Origin of the sequence: Pseudomonas sp. QS1027 (genome assembly GCF_002814235.1) — a bacterium.
Taxonomy (GTDB): domain Bacteria; phylum Pseudomonadota; class Gammaproteobacteria; order Pseudomonadales; family Pseudomonadaceae; genus Aquipseudomonas.
On record NZ_PHSU01000008.1, the window covers coordinates 260,265 to 278,897 of the forward strand.

At 59.9% G+C, this 18,633-nt stretch carries 17 protein-coding genes and 2 pseudogenes; 11 read left to right on the forward strand and 8 right to left on the reverse strand.

What is annotated here, in order from left to right:
* Positions 1-167: 167 nt before the first annotated feature.
* Together moaB and glp are read left to right on the forward strand one after the other, a co-directional pair.
* A complete protein-coding gene (moaB, locus tag CWE01_RS09620; protein ID WP_100940289.1) occupies positions 168-707 on the forward strand; it encodes a molybdenum cofactor biosynthesis protein B in 540 nt (179 codons plus the stop codon).
* The gene (glp, locus tag CWE01_RS09625; RefSeq protein WP_100940290.1) at positions 704-1,909 is read left to right on the forward strand and encodes a gephyrin-like molybdotransferase Glp; all 1,206 of its coding nucleotides are present in this window, start codon (positions 704-706) and stop codon (positions 1,907-1,909) included. The genes moaB and glp overlap by 4 nt, the downstream gene beginning before the upstream one ends.
* Positions 1,910-1,944: 35 nt before the next feature.
* Here the strand turns inward: glp and moaE are convergent, their stop codons facing one another.
* From moaE to moaA, 5 genes are read right to left on the reverse strand one after another with little or no spacing between them, the layout of a single operon-like run.
* A complete protein-coding gene (gene moaE, locus CWE01_RS09630) occupies positions 1,945-2,397 on the reverse strand; it encodes a molybdopterin synthase catalytic subunit MoaE (RefSeq protein ID WP_100940322.1) in 453 nt (150 codons plus the stop codon).
* A 3-nt stretch (positions 2,398-2,400) separates the two neighbouring features.
* On the reverse strand, positions 2,401-2,652 hold the full coding sequence (locus tag CWE01_RS09635; protein WP_100940291.1) for a MoaD/ThiS family protein: 252 nt from the start codon (positions 2,650-2,652) through the stop codon (positions 2,401-2,403).
* Positions 2,649-3,143: a cyclic pyranopterin monophosphate synthase MoaC gene (gene moaC, locus CWE01_RS09640; RefSeq protein WP_100940292.1), complete on the reverse strand. Its 495-nt coding sequence runs from the start codon at positions 3,141-3,143 to the stop codon at positions 2,649-2,651. The genes CWE01_RS09635 and moaC overlap by 4 nt, the downstream gene beginning before the upstream one ends.
* Positions 3,144-3,156: 13 nt before the next feature.
* Positions 3,157-4,056, reverse strand: a complete 900-nt coding sequence (locus CWE01_RS09645) for a bestrophin family protein (protein WP_100940293.1) — start codon at positions 4,054-4,056, stop codon at positions 3,157-3,159.
* A 38-nt stretch (positions 4,057-4,094) separates the two neighbouring features.
* Positions 4,095-5,093 carry a GTP 3',8-cyclase MoaA gene (gene moaA / locus CWE01_RS09650; RefSeq protein ID WP_100940294.1) on the reverse strand — a complete coding sequence of 333 codons (999 nt, stop codon included), beginning with the start codon at positions 5,091-5,093 and terminating at the stop codon, positions 4,095-4,097.
* A 415-nt stretch (positions 5,094-5,508) separates the two neighbouring features.
* On the opposite strand from moaA, the gene CWE01_RS09655 reads away from it, so the two are divergent.
* The 4 genes from CWE01_RS09655 (at position 5,509) to CWE01_RS09670 (ending at position 10,543) form a co-directional block, all read left to right on the forward strand.
* Positions 5,509-7,833, forward strand: a complete 2,325-nt coding sequence (locus CWE01_RS09655) for an FdhF/YdeP family oxidoreductase (RefSeq protein WP_100940295.1) — start codon at positions 5,509-5,511, stop codon at positions 7,831-7,833.
* A 93-nt stretch (positions 7,834-7,926) separates the two neighbouring features.
* Positions 7,927-9,348 (forward strand): cytochrome ubiquinol oxidase subunit I, encoded by a 1,422-nt coding sequence (locus CWE01_RS09660; protein ID WP_100940296.1) that lies wholly within the window; start codon positions 7,927-7,929, stop codon positions 9,346-9,348.
* A 15-nt stretch (positions 9,349-9,363) separates the two neighbouring features.
* Entirely contained in the window at positions 9,364-10,380 is a 1,017-nt protein-coding gene (cydB, locus tag CWE01_RS09665; RefSeq protein WP_100940297.1) for a cytochrome d ubiquinol oxidase subunit II, read from the forward strand.
* Complete coding sequence (locus CWE01_RS09670; protein WP_100940298.1) at positions 10,367-10,543, forward strand: DUF2474 domain-containing protein; 177 nt, start codon at positions 10,367-10,369, stop codon at positions 10,541-10,543. Before cydB ends, CWE01_RS09670 begins: the two co-directional genes overlap by 14 nt.
* 44 nt (positions 10,544-10,587) lie before the next feature.
* Here CWE01_RS09670 and CWE01_RS09675 read toward each other — a convergent pair.
* Positions 10,588-11,424, reverse strand: a pseudogene (locus tag CWE01_RS09675) (AraC family transcriptional regulator); the annotation flags it as partial.
* Between CWE01_RS09675 and CWE01_RS33555 the strand changes: the two are divergent.
* Both CWE01_RS33555 and CWE01_RS09685 read left to right on the forward strand, forming a co-directional pair.
* Positions 11,415-11,519 (forward strand): annotated as a pseudogene (locus tag CWE01_RS33555) (TetR/AcrR family transcriptional regulator); the annotation flags it as partial. The pseudogenes CWE01_RS09675 and CWE01_RS33555 overlap by 10 nt on opposite strands.
* A gap of 182 nt (positions 11,520-11,701) precedes the next feature.
* Positions 11,702-12,835 (forward strand): alpha/beta hydrolase, encoded by a 1,134-nt coding sequence (locus CWE01_RS09685; protein ID WP_100940299.1) that lies wholly within the window; start codon positions 11,702-11,704, stop codon positions 12,833-12,835.
* 112 nt (positions 12,836-12,947) lie between these two features.
* Here the strand turns inward: CWE01_RS09685 and CWE01_RS09690 are convergent, their stop codons facing one another.
* Positions 12,948-13,271 carry a low molecular weight protein tyrosine phosphatase family protein gene (locus tag CWE01_RS09690; protein ID WP_256579335.1) on the reverse strand — a complete coding sequence of 108 codons (324 nt, stop codon included), beginning with the start codon at positions 13,269-13,271 and terminating at the stop codon, positions 12,948-12,950.
* Positions 13,272-13,612: 341 nt separating this feature from the next.
* Between CWE01_RS09690 and nspC the strand changes: the two genes are divergently transcribed.
* The 3 genes from nspC to CWE01_RS09705 all read left to right on the forward strand — a co-directional run bounded on the left by nspC (position 13,613) and on the right by CWE01_RS09705 (position 17,413).
* On the forward strand, positions 13,613-14,710 hold the full coding sequence (nspC, locus tag CWE01_RS09695) for a carboxynorspermidine decarboxylase (RefSeq protein WP_100940301.1): 1,098 nt from the start codon (positions 13,613-13,615) through the stop codon (positions 14,708-14,710).
* A gap of 27 nt (positions 14,711-14,737) precedes the next feature.
* Complete coding sequence (locus CWE01_RS09700) at positions 14,738-15,982, forward strand: saccharopine dehydrogenase family protein (protein WP_100940302.1); 1,245 nt, start codon at positions 14,738-14,740, stop codon at positions 15,980-15,982.
* Between the two features lie 246 nt (positions 15,983-16,228).
* On the forward strand, positions 16,229-17,413 hold the full coding sequence (locus CWE01_RS09705; protein ID WP_100940303.1) for a sugar transporter: 1,185 nt from the start codon (positions 16,229-16,231) through the stop codon (positions 17,411-17,413).
* 61 nt (positions 17,414-17,474) lie between these two features.
* On the opposite strand, the gene yiaY is transcribed toward CWE01_RS09705, so the two are convergent.
* Positions 17,475-18,623, reverse strand: coding sequence for an L-threonine dehydrogenase (gene yiaY, locus CWE01_RS09710; RefSeq protein WP_100940304.1), 1,149 nt, complete (start codon positions 18,621-18,623; stop codon positions 17,475-17,477).
* Between the last annotated feature and the right edge of the window lie 10 nt (positions 18,624-18,633).

Below are 18,633 nucleotides of genomic sequence, written 5' to 3' on the forward strand. Positions count from 1 at the left end.
AAGCATTGAATGGCTGATCGATTGACTCAATCAGCGGCGAAATGACCCGGGGAAAAATCATTGATAGAGGCACTCGATAACTCGGTCAGCCGTAACGATTAGACAGTCATTGTTTTAGCGCCTTAGCCTCTGGCAATTGTTTTGATGATGGCCTGCCGGAGAATGACATGAACGTGAAATCGGATGCATTGTTTGTACCCTTGAATATTGCCGTATTGACCGTCAGCGATACGCGGGAATATGCCAATGATACCTCCGGGCAATTGCTGGTCAGTCGATTGCTGGAAGCAGGGCACAGCCTGAGTGAGCGCAACCTGCTCAAAGATGATCTGTATAAGATCCGCGCCCAGGTCGCTACCTGGATTGCCGACGAGCAGATTCAGGTGGTGTTGATTACCGGGGGCACCGGCTTCACGGGCCGCGACAGTACGCCTGAGGCCGTGAGCTGTTTGCTGGATAAGCAAATCGATGGTTTCGGTGAGTTGTTCCGGGCGATTTCCATTCTCGATATCGGCACGTCCACGGTACAGAGTCGCGCTTTGGCCGGGCTCGCCAACGGTACGCTGGTGTGTTGCCTGCCGGGCTCGACCGGTGCCTGCCGGACCGCCTGGGAAGGCATCCTCGCCGAGCAACTGGATGCGCGCCACAGGCCGTGCAATTTCGTGCCACACCTCAAGTCGGTGCCCCTCTGCGGGACGCGGGGATGAGCCAGTCACCTCTGATACCGGTGGAGGAGGCCATTGCCTCGCTGCTGGCCATGGCCCAGGAGCAACGTCTGCAAGAAAGCGAGCCGGTCGCATTGAGTGAAGCCCGGCAACGGGTGCTGGCCAATGATCTGGTGGCGACACTGGACCTGCCTCCCTGGCCGAACAGTGCCATGGACGGTTACGCCTTGAATATCGACGACTGGAACGGCCAGCCGCTAGCCGTGTCGCAGCGTATTTTTGCCGGCCAGGCGCCGCAGGCATTGCTCGCGGGTACCTGCGCTCGAATCTTCACCGGAGCGCCGGTACCCGAGGGGGCCAACAGCGTCGAGATGCAGGAGAACGTCGAGCTGATGGAGGACGGTCGCGTCCGTTTCAAACAGCCGCTGAGCGTTGGCCAGAATATTCGTCCGCAAGGCCAGGAGAACCGTGCCGGGCAGGTGTTGCTGCAGGCCGGCAAACGACTCGGGCCGTTCGAGCTGGCCATCGCGGCGGCGCAGGGCTGCACCCATGTGCCGGTGGTACGGCGTCCACGGGTCGCGCTGCTGTCCACGGGCGACGAACTGGCCGAGCCGGGAACGCCGCTTGAACCCGGCTGTATCTATAACAGTAATCGCACCTTGCTCAGCCACTGGTTGAGCGCCTTGGGCTGTGAGGTCATCGATGGCGGCATTCTTCCCGACCAGCCGCGGCACACGCGGCTCAAGCTCGAGCAGCTGCAACAGGCCGCGGACTTGATCCTGACCACCGGTGGCGTGTCCGCCGGTGATGCCGATTGCCTCGGCGAGGTGCTGCGCGAATGCGGCAGACCGTTATTCTGGAAACTCTCGATCAAGCCGGGTAAACCCCTGACGGTGGGGTACTTTGGCACCGTGCCGGTCATCGGTCTGCCAGGCAATCCGACGTCGGCGCTGGTGACTTTCGGGCTACTGGCCCGGGCTTACCTGTTACGCATCCAGGGTGTCGAAGACGTCACGCCCTTGAGCTTTCCGGTCAACGTCGGTTTTGACTGGCCGAAAGCAGGAAACCGTCGGGAATACCTGCGGACCAAACTGGAGGAGGGGCGGGCGGTGCTGTATCCGAACCAGAGTTCAGGTGTGTTGCTGGGTGCCTCCTGGGCCGACGGGCTGGTCGAAATCCACGAGGGTTGTACGCTGCAGGTCGGTGATACGGCACGGTTTATTCCCTTCTGCGGCTTGTTCTGATGCGCTGCATTCCCCCCAACCGGGTTGGGGGGATTTCATGCATCCCAGCGATTCGCCGCCCGCCGATCGCTCTCTCTTCCCTCTACCCAGCGCTCACCGGACGGGGTGTGTTCACGCTTCCAGAAAGGCGCGCGGGTTTTCAGGTAGTCCATTAGAAACGCGCAGGCATCGAAGGCGGCGTGGCGATGTTCGCTGGCAACGCCGACAAAGACAATGGGCTCGCCGACCTTCAACAGCCCCACGCGGTGGACGAGGGTCACCCGTTGCAGCGGCCAGCGTTCATGGGCCTGATCGACGATCAGTTGCAATGAGCGCTCGGTCATTCCCGGGTAATGCTCAAGGTACAAGTGGTTGACCTTATCCCCTTGATTACGATCACGCACATAGCCCACGAAGGTGGCCACGGCACCGATGCCAGGGTCTTCGGCGTGCAAGCCGTGGGTCAGTTCACCCAGATCAAACAATTCGGTCTGAACCTGAACAGCCATCACTCAACCCCCGGTCACTTGGGGGAAGAAAGCGATTTCATCGAAGTCTTCTATCGGCGCTGCGGGCGTACACAATTCCTGGTTCAGCGCGCACATGAGGCTGGTTTCGCCGAGCACTTCCCGCCAAATCGCGCCTCTGGCGCCCAGTCGCTTCCTGACGTCGTCAATGGTTTTCAAGGACCCGTCCAGCGCGATTTTTTCGCCTTCGATGCCGAGTTGTTCCCGATAGCGGGCAAAGTAGTTGATCAGGATCATTGGGCGTCACCGGCGACAAAGGTACCCGATTTTCCGCCCTGTTTTCTGAGCAACTGGACACGTTCAATGACCATTCCCCGGTCGACGGCTTTGCACATGTCATAGATCGTCAGTGCCGCCACACTGGCCGCCGTCAGGGCTTCCAGTTCGACGCCGGTTCTGCCGTTGAGCCGGCAGGTGCTGACGATTTTTACGCTGTCGGGCTCCTCGGCGCTCAGCTCGACGTGAATCGAACTCAGCATCAATGGGTGGCATAACGGGATCAGTTCATGGGTTTTCTTCGCCGCCATGATCCCGGCGATGCGGGCGACTGCAAACACATCACCCTTGGGATGGCCATTTTGCTGGATCAGCTTCAAGGTGGACGGCAACATGCGTACCCAGGCTTGTGCCTGTGCCTCACGGTTGCTCGGGTCTTTATCCGTGACGTCGACCATGCTGGCCCTGCCTTCGGCGTCCAGGTGCGTCAGCGTGTGTTCGAATGCGTTCATGGTGGTCCTCGGATCAGTTCAGTACAAAGTCGATGGGTTGGAGTACGGGAGGGAGTTCCGTGGCGCCGGTGGCACCCAGTACTTCACGTTCAATGTTGCGCACGATGGCATTGGTCGGCAGGTCGTTTTCGTCGTGGCCAAAGGGGTCCTCCAGTTCGTCGCCAATCGCGTCCAGTCCGAAAAACGTGTAACTCACGATCGCGGTGAAAACGGGTGTCAGCCAACCCAGTGGCTCGGCCATTGCAAAGGGCAACAAGATGCAGAACATGTAACTTGTTCGGTGCAGCAGGAGTGTGTAGGGGAAGGGCAGCGGCGTGCTTTTGATCCGCTCGCAAATCGTCTGTGTCGTGGTCAGGCTGCTCAAATGTCCGGCCATCAACATATAGCGCCATTCGCTGATGCCCCCTGATTCGACGAGTGTCGAGCATTGTTGGCTGACTCGACACAGAACACTTTCCGGGATATTGAGTGCGTTGAAAGAGGGCAATCGGTCCAGCCAGGGCTCGGCCACGCTCAGTTCGTCTTCCAGGCGAAGCCTGGCGTTGAGCGCATGGGCGAATCCACAGAGGTTGCGCAGGATCTCGCTGCGCTGGCGGGTGTCCTTGATGACTTGAGTTTCCCGAATCATCCCCCGTATATCCATCACCATCGCCCCGAGCGCCTTGCGCCCTTCGTACCAGCGGTCGTAACAGGCGTTGTTGCGAAAACTCATGAAGATCGACAGTGACAAGCCCAGCAGCGTAAAGGGCGTGGCGTTGACCTTCGAGAAGTACGCGGGGTGGAGGGTTTCGACCAGCACAATCGCCGAAGCCAGCAGTGCCACCAGAAGGCTTCGCAGCGCAATCCGCTTGGCCACAGAACCCTTGAGTGAAATCAACACATTGATCAGGTTGGGTTTGGCTCTGACGATCATGGAAAACAACCTTATGAAAAATAATGAGACCGGGCAGGCTATCCGCCGGTCATGTTCATGAAACGCACCACTTGCACCTCGTCATTGAGTTCGAAGTTGTGTCGGTACGGTTTGATTTTCATCGCTTCGGTAATCGCCTGTTCCAGCCGCTGCGGTTCGCCCGGGTGACGGCGCAGTACGTCCTTCAAGTCGACCGAATGCTCATTGCCCAGACACAGCAGGAGACGGCCCTCGACGGTCAGTCGAACGCGATTGCAGGTCCCGCAGAAGTTATGGCTGTGGGGCGAGATGAATCCCAGGCGAATGTGCGGCGCCTCTGCCAGGCGCCAATAGCGCGAAGGGCCCTGGGTCGACTCCGCGGAGTCGATGAGGGTGTAGCGTTCGGCAATCCGCTCACGTACTTGCGTACTGGAATAGAAGGCTTCGGCACGGCTGTGCTCGCTGATGACACCCAGCGGCATTTCTTCGATGAAGGAAATGTCCACCCCGCGCTCAATCGCGAATGCCACGAGGTCGTTGATCTCGTGATCGTTGCGGCCTTTCATGACGACGCAGTTGAGTTTGGTGTGTTGAAAGCCGGCGGCATTGGCCGCGTCGATGCCCGCGATGACTTTGGCCAGATCACCGGTACGCGTCAGTTCGCGGAAGCGATCGGGGTCAAGGCTGTCGAGGCTGATATTCAGGCGCTTGAGCCCTGCATCGAACAGCGGTGCCGCCAACTTGCCGAGCTGCGAACCGTTGGTGGTCATGCATAACTCGCGTAGACCCGGCAGCGCCGCAATGCGCTTGCACAGGTCGACCACGCCTGGGCGAATCAACGGTTCGCCACCGGTCAGACGGATCTTTCGAGTGCCCAGGGTCACAAAGCTCTGTGCCATTTGATAGAGCTCTTCCAGCGTCAGAATGCGTTGACGTGGCAAGAACTCCATGTCTTCGGCCATGCAATAAACACAACGGAAGTCGCACCGGTCGGTGACCGACATTCTGAGATAGTCGACCGGGCGAGAGAAACGGTCCATCAATATACGATCGGTCATCACAGCCTCCAGCAGCGGACAGGTCCACTGTTATATGAGGGCCTTGTTGAGTTGAGGCTAAAGTTGTTTTTAGTCGTCGTCTAATCACTATTAACAACCGGGTGATCGACCCAATCTATGGGGCGAAAATGTGCCTTGTTTAAGGGCGTGTTAAATTTTCACTGTGTTGATTTTTAAGGTTTTTTTATCTTGATAGATTGTTTCGATGGGGCGGTCATTAAGAGTGATTAGACAGGTGTGGCACACACCGAATAGGCTGGATTCGTCATCCTGAATTGGGCCCATTCGTTGGCCCTGCGTGAATAAATCCGTTGTGGGCGTTAACTCCGTGCGCATGGATGTGCGCATAAAAACAGCCGTTAACAATGACTTTAAGTCAGGCCGCTGCCTGCGTGCAAAGTCTTGGAGAAATACCATGAGCGAAGTTGAACGTTATAAACCGTACAAGGGAGCCGCCGCGGGTTGGGGGGCGCTGATTGCGGTCACCAGGAACTGGTTTGGCAGTGAAAACGCGTTCAAGAATATTCGAGCGATGCTCAAGACCAACCAGAATGGCGGCTTCGATTGCCCGGGTTGTGCCTGGGGCGAGTCGCCGGAAAACGGCATGGTCAAGTTTTGCGAGAACGGCGCCAAAGCAGTCAACTGGGAAGCCACCGGGCGGCTGGTCAACCCGGCGTTTTTCAACAAATACAGCGTGTCGTCGCTTGCGGCGCAAAGTGACTATTGGCTTGAATACCAAGGGCGCCTGACCCATCCGATGCGCTATGACGCTGTGGCTGATCGTTATGTCGAAACCAGTTGGGACGATGCCTTTGCCCTGATCGCCAAACACCTGAACGCACTGACTTCGCCCGACCAGGCCGAGTTCTACACCTCGGGCCGGGCCAGCAACGAGGCTGCTTATCTTTATCAGCTGTTCGTTCGCGCCTACGGTACCAATAACTTCCCCGACTGCTCGAACATGTGCCACGAAGCGAGTGGCCTGGGCATGGACGACAGCGTCGGTGTTGGCAAAGGCACGGTGACGTTCGATGACCTGGAAGAAGCCGATGCGATTTTCGTCATTGGCCAGAACCCAGGCACCAACCACCCGCGGATGCTCGAGCCATTGCGCGAAGCGGTGAAGCGGGGCGCACAGGTGATCTGTTTCAACCCCCTGAAAGAGCGTGGCCTGGAGCGCTTCCAGCACCCGCAGCATCCGCTGGAAATGCTCACCAATGGCTCTGAGCCGACCTCGTCTGCCTACTTTCGCCCGGCACTGGGCGGCGACATGGCCGCTTTCCGCGGCATCGCCAAGTTTCTGTTGCAGTGGGAGCGCGAAGCGCTGCTGGACCATGGCGAGGCGGTGTTCGACCGTGCGTTTATCGCTGAGCACACCTCGGGCCTGGACGCTTATCTGGCGGAACTGGATGCCACGTCATGGGAGCACATCGTTGAACAGTCCGGCCTGACGCTGGAAGACATCGAACTTGCCGCACGCATGTACCGTCGTGCCAAGCGGGTCATCATGTGCTGGGCGATGGGCGTGACCCAGCACACTCACTCGGTCGTGACCGTGCAGGAAATCATCAACGTGCAGTTGTTGCGCGGCAATATCGGCCGGCCGGGGGCAGGGCTGTCGCCGGTGCGTGGGCACAGTAACGTACAGGGCGACCGCACCATGGGTATCAACGAACTGGCCCCGCCGGAGTTGATTGACGCACTGGAAGCACGCTTTGACTTCAAGGTTTCGCGTCGCCACGGTCACAACACGGTGATGGCGATTGCGGCGATGGAGGAGGGGCGCTCGAAAGTGTTCATCGGCCTGGGCGGCAACTTCGCCCAAGCGACGCCCGACAGCCCGCGCACCCACGACGCTCTGCGCAACTGCGATCTGACTGTCCACATCGCCACCAAGCTCAATCGCAGCCATTTGGTTACCGGTCGTGAGGCCCTGATTTTGCCGTGCCTGGGGCGTACCGACATCGATATGCAGGAGCAAGGGCCGCAAGGTGTGACAGTGGAGGACACCTTCAGCATGGTGCACATTTCCCATGGCCAACTGAAACCCAAATCGCCGTTGATGCGTTCGGAGCCGGCGATCATTGCCGGGATCGCCAACGCGACGCTGGGCAAACACCCAATCGACTGGCTGTGGGCGGTTGCCGATTACAGTCGCATCCGTGACCTGATTGCCGACACCATTCCCGGCTTCAAGGACTTCAATAAAAAACTGCTGCACCCCGGCGGCTTTCACCTGGGCAACAACGCCGCCCGGCGCATCTGGAAAACCACCACCGGCAAAGCGCAATTTGCCCCGAGCGTGTTGCCGGCACACCTGGTCAGCGAAGGCGTGCGCAACCTGGCCGTGAAACCGGACCTGATCCTGCAGACCATGCGCTCCCACGATCAGTACAACACCACGTTGTACGGGCTTGATGACCGTTATCGTGGCGTCTACGGCATGCGCGATGTGGTGTTCGTCAATGAGCAGGACATTCGCAAACTCGGTTACGAGCCGGGGCAAAAGGTCGACATGGTCTCGCTGTGGGGCGATGGGCGTGAGCGTCGCGTCAGCGGTTTTACCTTGATCGCCTACGACATTCCACCGGGCCAGGCCGCGGCTTATTACCCGGAAACCAACCCACTGGTGCCGCTGGAAAGCTACGGCGACCGCACCTTTACGCCGACCTCGAAGTTCATCGCGATTCGCCTTGAGCCGGCACCGGTCAGCAACCTGATCCCGTCCTTTGGCGCTTGAACCGGGCCGGGGCGGCGTGATTGTCGCCCCGGTTTTTCCTGATCATCGGGCATCTGTTCGCTGCGAGCCGCGACACACTCTGAGGGTATCGTCATGTTAAATCCGGGGGCGTTGGACCTGGCGCGCATTCAATTCGCGTTTACGGTCTCGTTTCACATCCTATTCCCCGCCATCACCATCGGGCTGGCCAGTTTCCTGGCGGTGCTCGAAGGCCTGTGGCTGAAAAGCAACAACGCGGTGTACAAGGACCTGTATCACTTCTGGTCGAAGATTTTTGCCGTCAACTTCGGCATGGGCGTGGTCTCCGGGCTGGTCATGGCCTACGAGTTCGGCACCAACTGGAGCCGTTTCTCTGACTTCGCCGGGAGTATCACCGGACCGCTGCTCACGTATGAGGTGTTGACGGCATTTTTCCTTGAGGCAGGCTTTCTCGGGGTCATGTTGTTCGGTTGGAACCGGGTCGGACGAGGGCTGCACTTCTTTGCCACGGTAATGGTCGCCCTCGGTACGTTGATCTCGACCTTCTGGATCCTGGCGTCCAACAGCTGGATGCAGACGCCGCAGGGCTTCTCGATCGTCGATGGGCGGATCATGCCGATGGACTGGCTGGCCATCGTCTTCAACCCGTCGTTCCCGTTTCGCCTGGCACACATGGCCATCGCGGCGTTTGTGGCCACGGCGTTCTTTGTCGGGTCGTCGGCGGCCTGGCATCTGCTGCGTAAAAACGACACGCCACACATCCGCAAGATGCTCTCGATGGCGTTGTGGATGGCGTTGATCGTGGCGCCGATCCAGGCGGTGGTCGGTGACGCCCATGGTCTGAATACCCTGGAACATCAACCGGCGAAAATAGCCGCCATGGAGGGGCATTGGGAAAACGTCGGTAACGAGCCGACGCCGCTGGTGTTGTTCGGCATCCCGGACATGCAGGCCGAGAAGACCCGCTACGCCATCGAAATCCCGTACCTGGGCAGTCTGATCCTGACCCACAGCCTGGATAAACAGATCCCTGCGCTCAAGAGCTTCCCCAGGGAGGACCGCCCCAACGCGACGATCATTTTCTTCAGCTTCCGGATCATGGCCGGGCTGGGCATGTTGATGATCCTTACGGGGGTGCTGGGGCTTGCGTTACGCCGCAATGGCGCGCTGTACCACAATCGGATGTTCCTGCGCCTGGTGTTGTTCATGGGCCCGACCGGCCTGATCGCGATGCTGGCGGGCTGGATCACCACCGAAGTCGGTCGCCAGCCTTGGGTGGTCTACGGGCTGCTGCGCACGGCCGATGCCGCGTCCAATCACACCGTCACGCAACTGAGCATTTCGCTGGCCTTGTTTGTGTTGATCTACTTCTCGGTGTTCGCCGTGGGCATCGGTTACATGATGAAACTGGTACGCAAGGGGCCCCAACCGCATCACGAGCATCCGCCGCAAGGTGGTCCTGGCCAGGAGCGTACGCCACGCCGCCCCCTGTCCGCCGTCGCCGAGACGCTTGCGTCCAGCGATCACGTCAACTGAGCAAGGGGATTGAACATGGGTATTCAAGGCATCGATTTGTCGTTGATCTGGGGCGTCATCATTGCCTTCGGGGTGATGATGTACGTGATCATGGATGGATTTGACCTGGGGTTGGGCATCCTGTTTCCGTTAATCCCGGATGCGCAGGAACGGGATGTGATGATGAACACCGTCGCGCCAGTATGGGACGGCAATGAAACCTGGCTGATCCTCGGTGGAGCAGCGCTTTACGGTGCGTTTCCACTGGCTTACTCGGTGATTCTGGAGGCGTTGTACCTGCCACTGATGTTCATGTTGGCCGGGTTGATTTTTCGCGGTGTGGCGTTTGAGTTCCGCTTCAAGGCCAGTCCTGAAAAACGTCATATCTGGGACATGGCCTTTATCGTCGGCTCACTGCTGGCGACGTTTTGCCAAGGCATCGTGATCGGCGCGTACATCGCAGGTATTCCCGTCGTCAATCGGCAGTTTGCCGGCGGCACCCTGGATTGGCTGGCACCGTTCCCCTTGTTCTGTGGGTTTGGTTTGATTGTTGCCTACGCGTTGCTCGGTAGTACCTGGTTGCTGGTCAAGACCGAAGGCATGCTGGAGTCACGTATGCGTCACTACACCCGGCCGCTGGCGTTTGTGCTGACGGCAGTCGTCGCGGTGCTCTGCGTGTGGACGCCATGGCTGCATCCCGAGATTGCGACACGCTGGTTTACCCACGCGCACATCGTGGTGTTTGGCGGGTTGTTGGTCCTGGGTGTGCTGGCGCTGTTCGGGCTGCTGCGCGCGTTACGCCAGTATCACTCCCATTGGCCCTTCGTGTGCACCCTGGCGCTGGTGTTCCTGGGTTATATCGGATTGGCGTTCAGTATCTGGCCGAACATCGTTCCACCGTCCATCAGCCTGTGGGAGGCGGCTTCGCCCCCTACAAGCCAGTTGTTCATCTTGATCGGCACGTTGTTCATCCTGCCGATCATCTTGATGTACACCTGCTGGAGCTATTACGTGTTCCGTGGAAAAGTGAGGATAGGCGATGGCTACCATTGATAGCGAAAACACTGAAGTGTCGGCTGCACAAAACGAAGCTACCCCTTGGTTCCGGCAGGTGCTTTGGCTGATCTCCATTTGGTTCGGCAGCGTGATTGCACTGGGTGTGGTGGCCGGCCTGTTCCGATTCATGATGCACATGGCCGGAATGACCAGTCACTGATTTCAGGCCGCGAGGCCCCGGCGCGATCTTTCGCGCCGGGAATTTCAGGAGGCGCTGGAACGAACCACTTGCCGGCTGGCACCGGGTGGCTGGCCGGTGATGCGCTTGAAAGCACGGCTGAAGGCCGCCTGGGAGGTGTAGCCCAGACGCTGCGCCACGACTTCGATAGGCAATCGCTCCAGGCTCAACCATTGGCTGGCGAGGCGCATCCGCAGTTCCGTGGCATAGCGTAGCGGAGGGATGCCGATAGTGGCCTGGAAGCGTTCCGCGAAGACCGAGCGGGAGGTATTGCATTGTGCCGCCAGCTCCGCCACGGTCCAGTCACGTGCCGGTTCTCGGTGCAAGGCCAGGAGCGCCCGGGCCAGCCTGGGGTCGCGCAACGCGGCCACCAGGCCAGAGGCGTTGCCGCAGGCGCATTCCACCCAGCCGCGCACGATCATCGCCGCCACTACGTCGGCGAGGCGAGCGAGGATGCCTGCGAAGCCAACGCGTGCGGAGCGGACTTCGCGCTCCATGGACGCAAGAATGGGCATAAGCCCCGGGTAACGCTGCCCCCTGGCATCAATCAGCATCAGATCCGGCATCAACCCGCCGAGACCTTGCAGGCTGCCGAGCTCAAACTCCATGCAGCCGCTGAAGAGAATGGCGCTGGGGCTGGCATCGACACCAAGGGACGCATCCACGGCGCAGACTGTGTCGCCGAGAGGGGCCGAGTCGAAGTTGCCGATATCCTGGGCGGGTACGCCCAGGCTTGAGAGAAGCTGATGGGCTTCACCTTGGGCGATGAACACGGCGTTGCCGGCCGACAACTCGTACCAGGTGCCGTCCCCCGCAAGCAGGACGGCGGTGCCGGTGGCGATGAAGTGGAAGTAGGCGTGCCCGTGCCATTTACACCGCGGTTGCTGGCGCTTTGGATATCGGGTTGTTCGACGAACTGGTTCAGAGCTACCGAGAGGCGGGACTCATTCCGACATAACCGGTTTGGCGCGTCACCTTCCCCGTGGAAAGGTGCACGCCATTTGGTGTGCATGACTGACGGTGTATGCGGGGTAAGTCTGATATCACCCTTTACCCATTCTTTACCTGCCCTTGCGCCTCGTTCGCCAGAGGGTCGGTTACGCTGCTAGCCATCTTGATCTTGACGACTTTGTGAATCGAATGAACCTTCAACCTCGGTACTGGCTAGCGGTGGGCGCCTTAGTGGGCAGCCTGGGATTGATCTCGGGTTGTGCGGGCGATCCGCCAGACCCGCGTATTGAATTCACCGAGCAGGTCAATAAAGACCTGGCCACCGCCTATCAACCGGCCCACAACGAAACAGCCGGCTGGGACGCCATCTGGCAACTCGATCAGCAATCGGTGGATGTGGCGTGGTTGGCGCCGGCTACCCATGAGCGCGTGCCGCTGATTATCTACTTGCCGGGGTTGGGCGAGTCGGCCTCGGGCGGAGCGGAGTGGCGCAAGGCGTGGGCGCAAGCCGGTTATGCGGTGCTGTCTGTTCAGGGGCACGCCTATGATCAGTCGATTTTTGCGTCGGCGCAGGCGTTGGATGGCGATTTCCGTGGGGTGGCGAGCAGTCACTACAACGCCGCGGCCTTACGCGACAGGCTGTCCACCGTGCAGAAAGTCCTGACAGAGGTTCGGGCACGGGCGGCGAAAGGCGACGCGCAACTGGCGGCCATCGACTGGAACCAGGTCGTGGTGGCCGGCTTTGATTTGGGGGCGCAGACCGCTGAGGCCCTGGCCGGGGCGCTGGAGCCTGGCGCTACGTCGGGCGTTGCGATTCAGCCCAAGGCGGTGTTGCTGCTCAGCCCTTATGTGGAAGCCGGCGCCCGGTCAGAGGTGTTCGCCCAGATCTCGGCGCCCGTACTGTCGATGACCGGTCAGGAGGATGAAGATCCGTTCAACTGGGTCAGTTCCTATCGCCAGCGACAGGTGTTGGGCGAGTCGGTGACGGCGGCTGGTAGTGTTCAGTTGGAGCTGAACAAGGCGACGCACAAAACCTTGTCCGGTACCGAGTTGTTCCACCGGCCGGTGAAAAAGGCCGACAAGGGCAGCGAACCGTCCGGTGATGCCCCCAAAAGTCGAGGGCACAAACACGGCGCCAAACCCGGCGGCGATTTCCATAGCCCGGTAGCGGGCGAGCCGGCCCCGGATCCCAAGCAGGTTGCCGCGATTCAGGCCATTGGCGTGGCGTTTCTGGATAGCCGCGTCAAACACAATCCTGCGGCCACCGAATGGCTGCAGAAAGGCGCGCCAGGTTGGCTGCTTGGGGCGGGGCGGTTGAAGTAGTCTTGGGCGGGGCCAATGGCTCTCGCCGGTGACCCGTAACCCGCAGTGGGTGGCCCCGGCTACCCAAATCGACCAGCAGGCCATCGTCGCCGTCGCTCCAGCCAGCCGATCATCAGGCGGGTAGAAAGCGGCGTACCCTGGCCTGCAACAGTTCGACCAGCTCAGGCGCCATGTAGTCAAAGTCATCCGGGATGTCGAGACATACCACGCGTTTGCTGGCCAGCTCAGAACGGAATCGGGCCGTGAGCTTTCTGCGATGGACGGGCTCCATGACAAAGATCAGATCGGCCCAGTCCAGCAGCTCGGCATCCACAAGGACATCCGCGTCATTGCCAACACCGGCCGATGACGTTTCCACGCCAGGCCAGGAAGCAAACACCTGCTCGGCAGTCGGGCTACGGAGCCGATTTTTACCGCAGATAAACAGTACATTCACCCTGGGCACTCTCCTTGGCATCAATATCCACGCGGCGTTCAGACCGAGTGTCAGTTCCTGGCGCCAATGTCGGCGTACGTTGTACAGCTTACAGGCTGTTGCGAGGGTACTGAATGGCTTGTGGCGCCAGGGCTGCCTGGTGATCGGGACGTCCATGGCGTAGGTACGGAGCGGGGAAGGGGACTACAAATTTGGCTCCATTGTCAGTGTAGGAATATTCAGCATTCCCCTGGGTCCAGTTCCGCCCGACTCAGCAACTTGAGCGTTCTGCTCTTTCGATCTGCGGTCAGTGAAGGCACAATGCGCATCCTTTTTTGACTGGCCATGTCGGAGGCCTTGAAATGATCAAGACGCCGTACTACCTCATCGACAAACAAAAGCTGCTGGTGAACCTGCAGAAAATCGCCTACGTGCGCGAACAGTCCGGGGCCAAGGCCCTGCTGGCGCTCAAGTGCTTTGCCACCTGGTCGGTGTTTGACCTGATGCAGCAATACATGGATGGCACCACGTCGTCCTCGCTCTACGAACTCAAGCTCGGTCGGCAGAAGTTTGCCGGCGAGACCCACGCCTACAGCGTGGCCTGGGCCGACGACGAGATCGAGGAGATGCTCGACAACTGCGACAAGATCATCTTCAACTCCATCAGCCAACTGCAGCGCTACACCGAGGCATCCGACGGCAAGGTGCGCGGTCTGCGGGTCAACCCGCAGGTGAGCAGCTCTGATTACCTGCTGGCCGACCCGGCACGGCCGTTCAGCCGCCTGGGCGAGTGGGACCCGGCCAAGATCGAGCAGGTCATCGAGCAGATCTCCGGCTTCATGTTCCACAATAACTGCGAGAACGGCGATTTCGACCTGTTCGACCAGATGCTGTGCACCATCGAAGAGCGCTTCGGCCACCTGTTGCACAAGGTCGAGTGGGTCAGCCTCGGCGGCGGTATCCATTTCACCGGTGAAGGCTACGCGCTTGACGCTTTTTGCGCGCGCCTCAAGGCCTTCTCGGAAAAATACGGCGTGCAGGTTTACCTGGAGCCGGGCGAAGCGGCCATCACCCAGAGCGCCTCGCTGGAAGTCACCGTGCTCGACACCCTCTACAACGGCAAGCACCTGGCAGTCGTGGACAGCTCCATCGAAGCCCACATGCTTGATCTGTTGATCTATCGCTTGAATGCCAAGCTGGCCCCCAGCGAGGGCGAACACACCTTCATGGTGTGCGGCAAATCCTGCCTGGCCGGAGACATCTTCGGCGAGTATCAATTTGATCGTCCGTTGACCATCGGCGATCGGCTGTCGTTTGTTGACGCAGCTGGTTACACAATGGTCAAGAAAAACTGGTTCAACGGCCTGAAAATGCCGTCCATCGTGGTGAAGCAACTCGACGGAAGTGTCGAGGTGGTTCGTGAGTTTGGTTACAACGACTACATGTCCAGCCTTTCCTAAGCTGGCAGAAAAAAGAGAAATCGATAATTGAAGAAGAACGTACTTATCATTGGTGCAGGAGGTGTCGCCAAGGTGGTGGCCCACAAGTGCGCGCAGCACAACGACGAACTCTGTCGTATTGCTATCGCGTCGCGCAACATCTCCAAATGCCAGGCCATCATCGACAGCGTCAAGGCCAAGGGCAGCCTCAAAGTGCCCGCCGATATCCAGGCCTTCTCGCTGAACGCCCTGGATGTCGAAGCGACGAAGGCGTTGATCCGCGAAACCGAATCGCAGATCGTCATCAACGTCGGCTCGTCCTTCCTGAACATGTCGGTGCTGCGTGCCTGCATCGATACCGGCGTGGCCTATCTGGACACCGCCATTCATGAAGAGCCGGGCAAAGTCTGCGAGACGCCGCCCTGGTATGGCAACTACGAGTGGAAGCACCTCGAGGAATGCAAGCAGAAGAACATCACTGCCATTCTCGGTGTGGGCTTCGACCCGGGTGTGGTCAACGCCTATGCCGCGTTGGCGCAGCAGCAGTATTTCGACAGCATTGATTCGATCGACATTCTTGATGTCAATGCCGGTTCCCATGGCAAATATTTCGCCACCAATTTCGACCCGGAAATCAATTTCCGCGAATTCACCGGACAGGTGTGGAGCTGGCAGAACAGCCAGTGGACCAGCAACACCATGTTCGAAGTCAAACGTACCGACGACCTGCCAGTGGTCGGGGCGCAGAACCTGTACCTGACCGGCCACGATGAAGTGCACTCTTTGTCGAAGAACCTCGGCGTGCCCAACGTGCGTTTCTGGATGAGCTTTGGCGAGCACTACATCAATGTGTTCACAGTGCTCAGGAACCTTGGCCTGCTCTCCGAGCAACCGGTCAAGACCGCCGAAGGCCTGGAAGTGGTGCCGCTGAAAGTGGTCAAGGCCGTGCTCCCCGATCCAAGCTCGCTGGCGCCGGGTTATACCGGCAAGACCTGCATTGGCGATCTGGTCAAGGGCACCAAGGATGGCCAGCCGCGTGAGGTGTTCATCTACAACGTGGCGGACCACGAGCAAGCCTACGCCGAGACCGACAGCCAGGGTATTTCCTATACCGCCGGCGTGCCACCGGTGGCGGCCGCCTTGCTGGTCGCTCGCGGCGAGTGGGACGTGCAGCGCATGGCCAACGTCGAGGAGCTGCCGGCTGAGGCGTTCCTCAAGGCACTGGACGTGATGGGCCTGCCGACCCGCATCAAGGACGAACATGGAGACCGCCCCTGGAACAGCAAGGCCTGAGACCTCCACGCTAGTGTGAGTCTCGTTCCCCGTTCCATGCGCAAGAACGCCGCTCTTTGAGCGGCGTTCTTGTTTGTGCGTATATCGCGCTCGATAAGGTCGGCAACTTTCAGCGATGAATCTCCTCCAAGGAGCGATACTTGCATCGTTTCAGCATCCATTTCACCTCGACCGGTTTTTCTTTTGGCTTTCCCGGCCCTGAACCGCCAGCCAGCGGGTCTTCGATAGCGCATGACGGATTTTTAAATGAGTACCCCCGCAACTGAAAACACCGACAATTGGCAACCGGTCATTGCACTGGCGTTGGCCGCCTTTGTCTTCAACACCACCGAATTCGTGCCAGTCGGCCTGTTGAGTGCCATCGGCGACAGCTTCGACCTGTCGAGCGCGCAGGTCGGGCTGATGCTGACGATCTATGCCTGGGTGGTCTCCCTGACCTCGCTGCCCGTGATGCTGCTCACCCGTAACATCGAGCGGCGCAAGCTGTTGATGGTGTTGTTCGGCCTGTTCATTGTCAGCCATGTGCTGTCCAGCCTGGCCGCAAGCTTTGGCGTCCTGCTGGTGAGCCGGATCGGCATCGCCTTGTCCCATGCGCTGTTCTGGTCCATCACCGCGTCCCTCGCGGTGCGGGTGGCGCCGGCGGGCAAGCAGGTGCAGGCGCTGGGGCTGCTGGCGACCGGGACGTCCATGGCCCTGGTGCTGGGGATTCCCCTGGGCCGATTGCTTGGCGAAGCCATGGGCTGGCGGACCACCTTTCTGGTGATTGCGTTGATGGCCGGTGCGCTGGTGCTCTGGCTTGGCAGAACCCTGCCGCTGCTGCCGAGCCAGAACTCGGGCTCCCTGAGAAGCCTGCCCATACTGTTCAAGCGCCCCGCACTGGTGGCGGTCTACGGCCTGACGGCGGCGGTGATCACGGCTCAGTTCACGGCCTATAGCTATATCGAACCGTTCATCAAAACCGTGGCCGGCATGAGCGGCGAGGTGGTGACGCTTATCCTGCTGCTGTTCGGGGGCGCGGGGATTTTCGGGTCGCTGCTGTTCAGTCGATTCAATCGGCAATACCCGCAGCGCTTTTTGCTGGCGGCCACGGCGTTGCTGGTGCTGTGCCTGGCGTTGCTGTTGCCGTTGAGCGGTGAGGTTTCGACGCTGGGGGTGCTCAGCGTGTTCTGGGGCATGGCGATCATGTGCTTCGGGCTGTCGCTGCAGTCGAAGGTGCTGGTGCTGGCGCCGGACGCAACCGATGTGGCCATGGCGCTGTTCTCGGGGATCTACAACATCGGTATCGGTGGCGGGGCACTGGTGGGCAGTTGGGTGGGACGGCAACTCGGCTTTGCCTATGTCGGCGTGGTCGGGGGCGTGTTGGCGGGCCTGGCGCTGGCGTTCTACGGTCTCTCGGTTTATCGCGCAGGCCGGGCAGGGGCGGGCAGCTGAGTCCTGATCGAACTTGAGCGCCAGTAGCCCGGTCAGGTTCCTGGCGCTCATCGTGTCGCAATCACATCGCTGCGTGGAAAATCTCTTCGATCTGCGCCTGTTCCGCAGTGCGGGGGTTGGTGAAGCCGCAGGCGTCTTTCATGGCATTGGCCGCCAGTGTCGGGATGTCCTGCGCCTTGACACCCAGTTCAGTCAAACCACCTGGAATGCCCACGTCCAACGACAACTTACGGATGCCGGCAATGGCCGCTGCCGCGCCTTGCTCGTGGTCAAGGTGTTGGGTATCGAGGCCCATCGCCTTGGCGACGTCCGTCAGGCGCGCCGGGCAAATGCTGGCGTTGAAGCTCTCGACGTGGGGCAGCAATATCGCATTGCAGACACCGTGCGGCAGGTCATAGAAGCCGCCCAGTTGGTGGGCCATGGCGTGCACGTAGCCAAGGGAGGCATTGTTGAACGCCATCCCGGCCAGGAATTGCGCGTAGGCCATATTTTCCCGTGCTTGCATGTCGCCGCCATTGGCAACCGCGTTGCGCAGGTTGGCAGAAATCAATTCCACGGCCTTGAGCGCGCAGGCATCGGTGATGGGCGTGGCTGCGGTCGAAACGTAAGCCTCGATGGCGTGGGTCAAGGCGTCCATGCCGGTGGCGGCGGTCAGGCCCTTGGGCATGGCGGCCATCAATGAGGGATCGTTGACCGACAGCAGTGGCGTCACGTTACGGTCGACGATGGCCATTTTTACGTGGCGGGTTTCGTCGGTGATGATGCAAAAACGGGTCATCTCACTGGCGGTGCCCGCCGTGGTGTTGATGGCAATCAGTGGCATCTGTGGCTTGGCGGACTGATCGACGCCTTCGTAGTCGCTGATATGTCCACCATTGGCGGCACACAAGGCGATGCCCTTGGCGCAGTCATGGGGAGAGCCGCCGCCCAGGGAGATGATGAAGTCGGCGCCGCTGAGCTTGAGTTGCGCCAGACCGTTTTCGACGTTGCTCACGGTCGGATTCGGCTTGGCCCCATCAAAGATCGTCGCCTGGATGTCCTGCGTCGCCAGCAGTTTGGCGACCTTGTCCGCGACTCCCGCTTTTGCCAGCCCGGCGTCGGTGACGATCAGCGCGTGGCGGAAACCATATTTGCGAATGGCGACCATGGCCTCATCGAGACTGCCAATGCCCATCATGTTTACGGACGGAATGAAGAACGTGCTGCTCATGACTTGCCCT

Coding starts and splice junctions, on each gene's coding strand:
- moaB (WP_100940289.1), top strand. CDS start 168: ATGAACGTGAAATCGGATGCATTGTTTGTACCCTTGAATATTGCCGTA.
- glp (WP_100940290.1), top strand. CDS start 704: ATGAGCCAGTCACCTCTGATACCGGTGGAGGAGGCCATTGCCTCGCTG.
- moaE (WP_100940322.1), bottom strand. CDS start 2,397: ATGGCTGTTCAGGTTCAGACCGAATTGTTTGATCTGGGTGAACTGACC.
- CWE01_RS09635 (WP_100940291.1), bottom strand. CDS start 2,652: ATGATCCTGATCAACTACTTTGCCCGCTATCGGGAACAACTCGGCATC.
- moaC (WP_100940292.1), bottom strand. CDS start 3,143: ATGAACGCATTCGAACACACGCTGACGCACCTGGACGCCGAAGGCAGG.
- CWE01_RS09645 (WP_100940293.1), bottom strand. CDS start 4,056: ATGATCGTCAGAGCCAAACCCAACCTGATCAATGTGTTGATTTCACTC.
- moaA (WP_100940294.1), bottom strand. CDS start 5,093: ATGACCGATCGTATATTGATGGACCGTTTCTCTCGCCCGGTCGACTAT.
- CWE01_RS09655 (WP_100940295.1), top strand. CDS start 5,509: ATGAGCGAAGTTGAACGTTATAAACCGTACAAGGGAGCCGCCGCGGGT.
- CWE01_RS09660 (WP_100940296.1), top strand. CDS start 7,927: ATGTTAAATCCGGGGGCGTTGGACCTGGCGCGCATTCAATTCGCGTTT.
- cydB (WP_100940297.1), top strand. CDS start 9,364: ATGGGTATTCAAGGCATCGATTTGTCGTTGATCTGGGGCGTCATCATT.
- CWE01_RS09670 (WP_100940298.1), top strand. CDS start 10,367: ATGGCTACCATTGATAGCGAAAACACTGAAGTGTCGGCTGCACAAAAC.
- CWE01_RS09685 (WP_100940299.1), top strand. CDS start 11,702: ATGAACCTTCAACCTCGGTACTGGCTAGCGGTGGGCGCCTTAGTGGGC.
- nspC (WP_100940301.1), top strand. CDS start 13,613: ATGATCAAGACGCCGTACTACCTCATCGACAAACAAAAGCTGCTGGTG.
- CWE01_RS09705 (WP_100940303.1), top strand. CDS start 16,229: ATGAGTACCCCCGCAACTGAAAACACCGACAATTGGCAACCGGTCATT.
- yiaY (WP_100940304.1), bottom strand. CDS start 18,623: ATGAGCAGCACGTTCTTCATTCCGTCCGTAAACATGATGGGCATTGGC.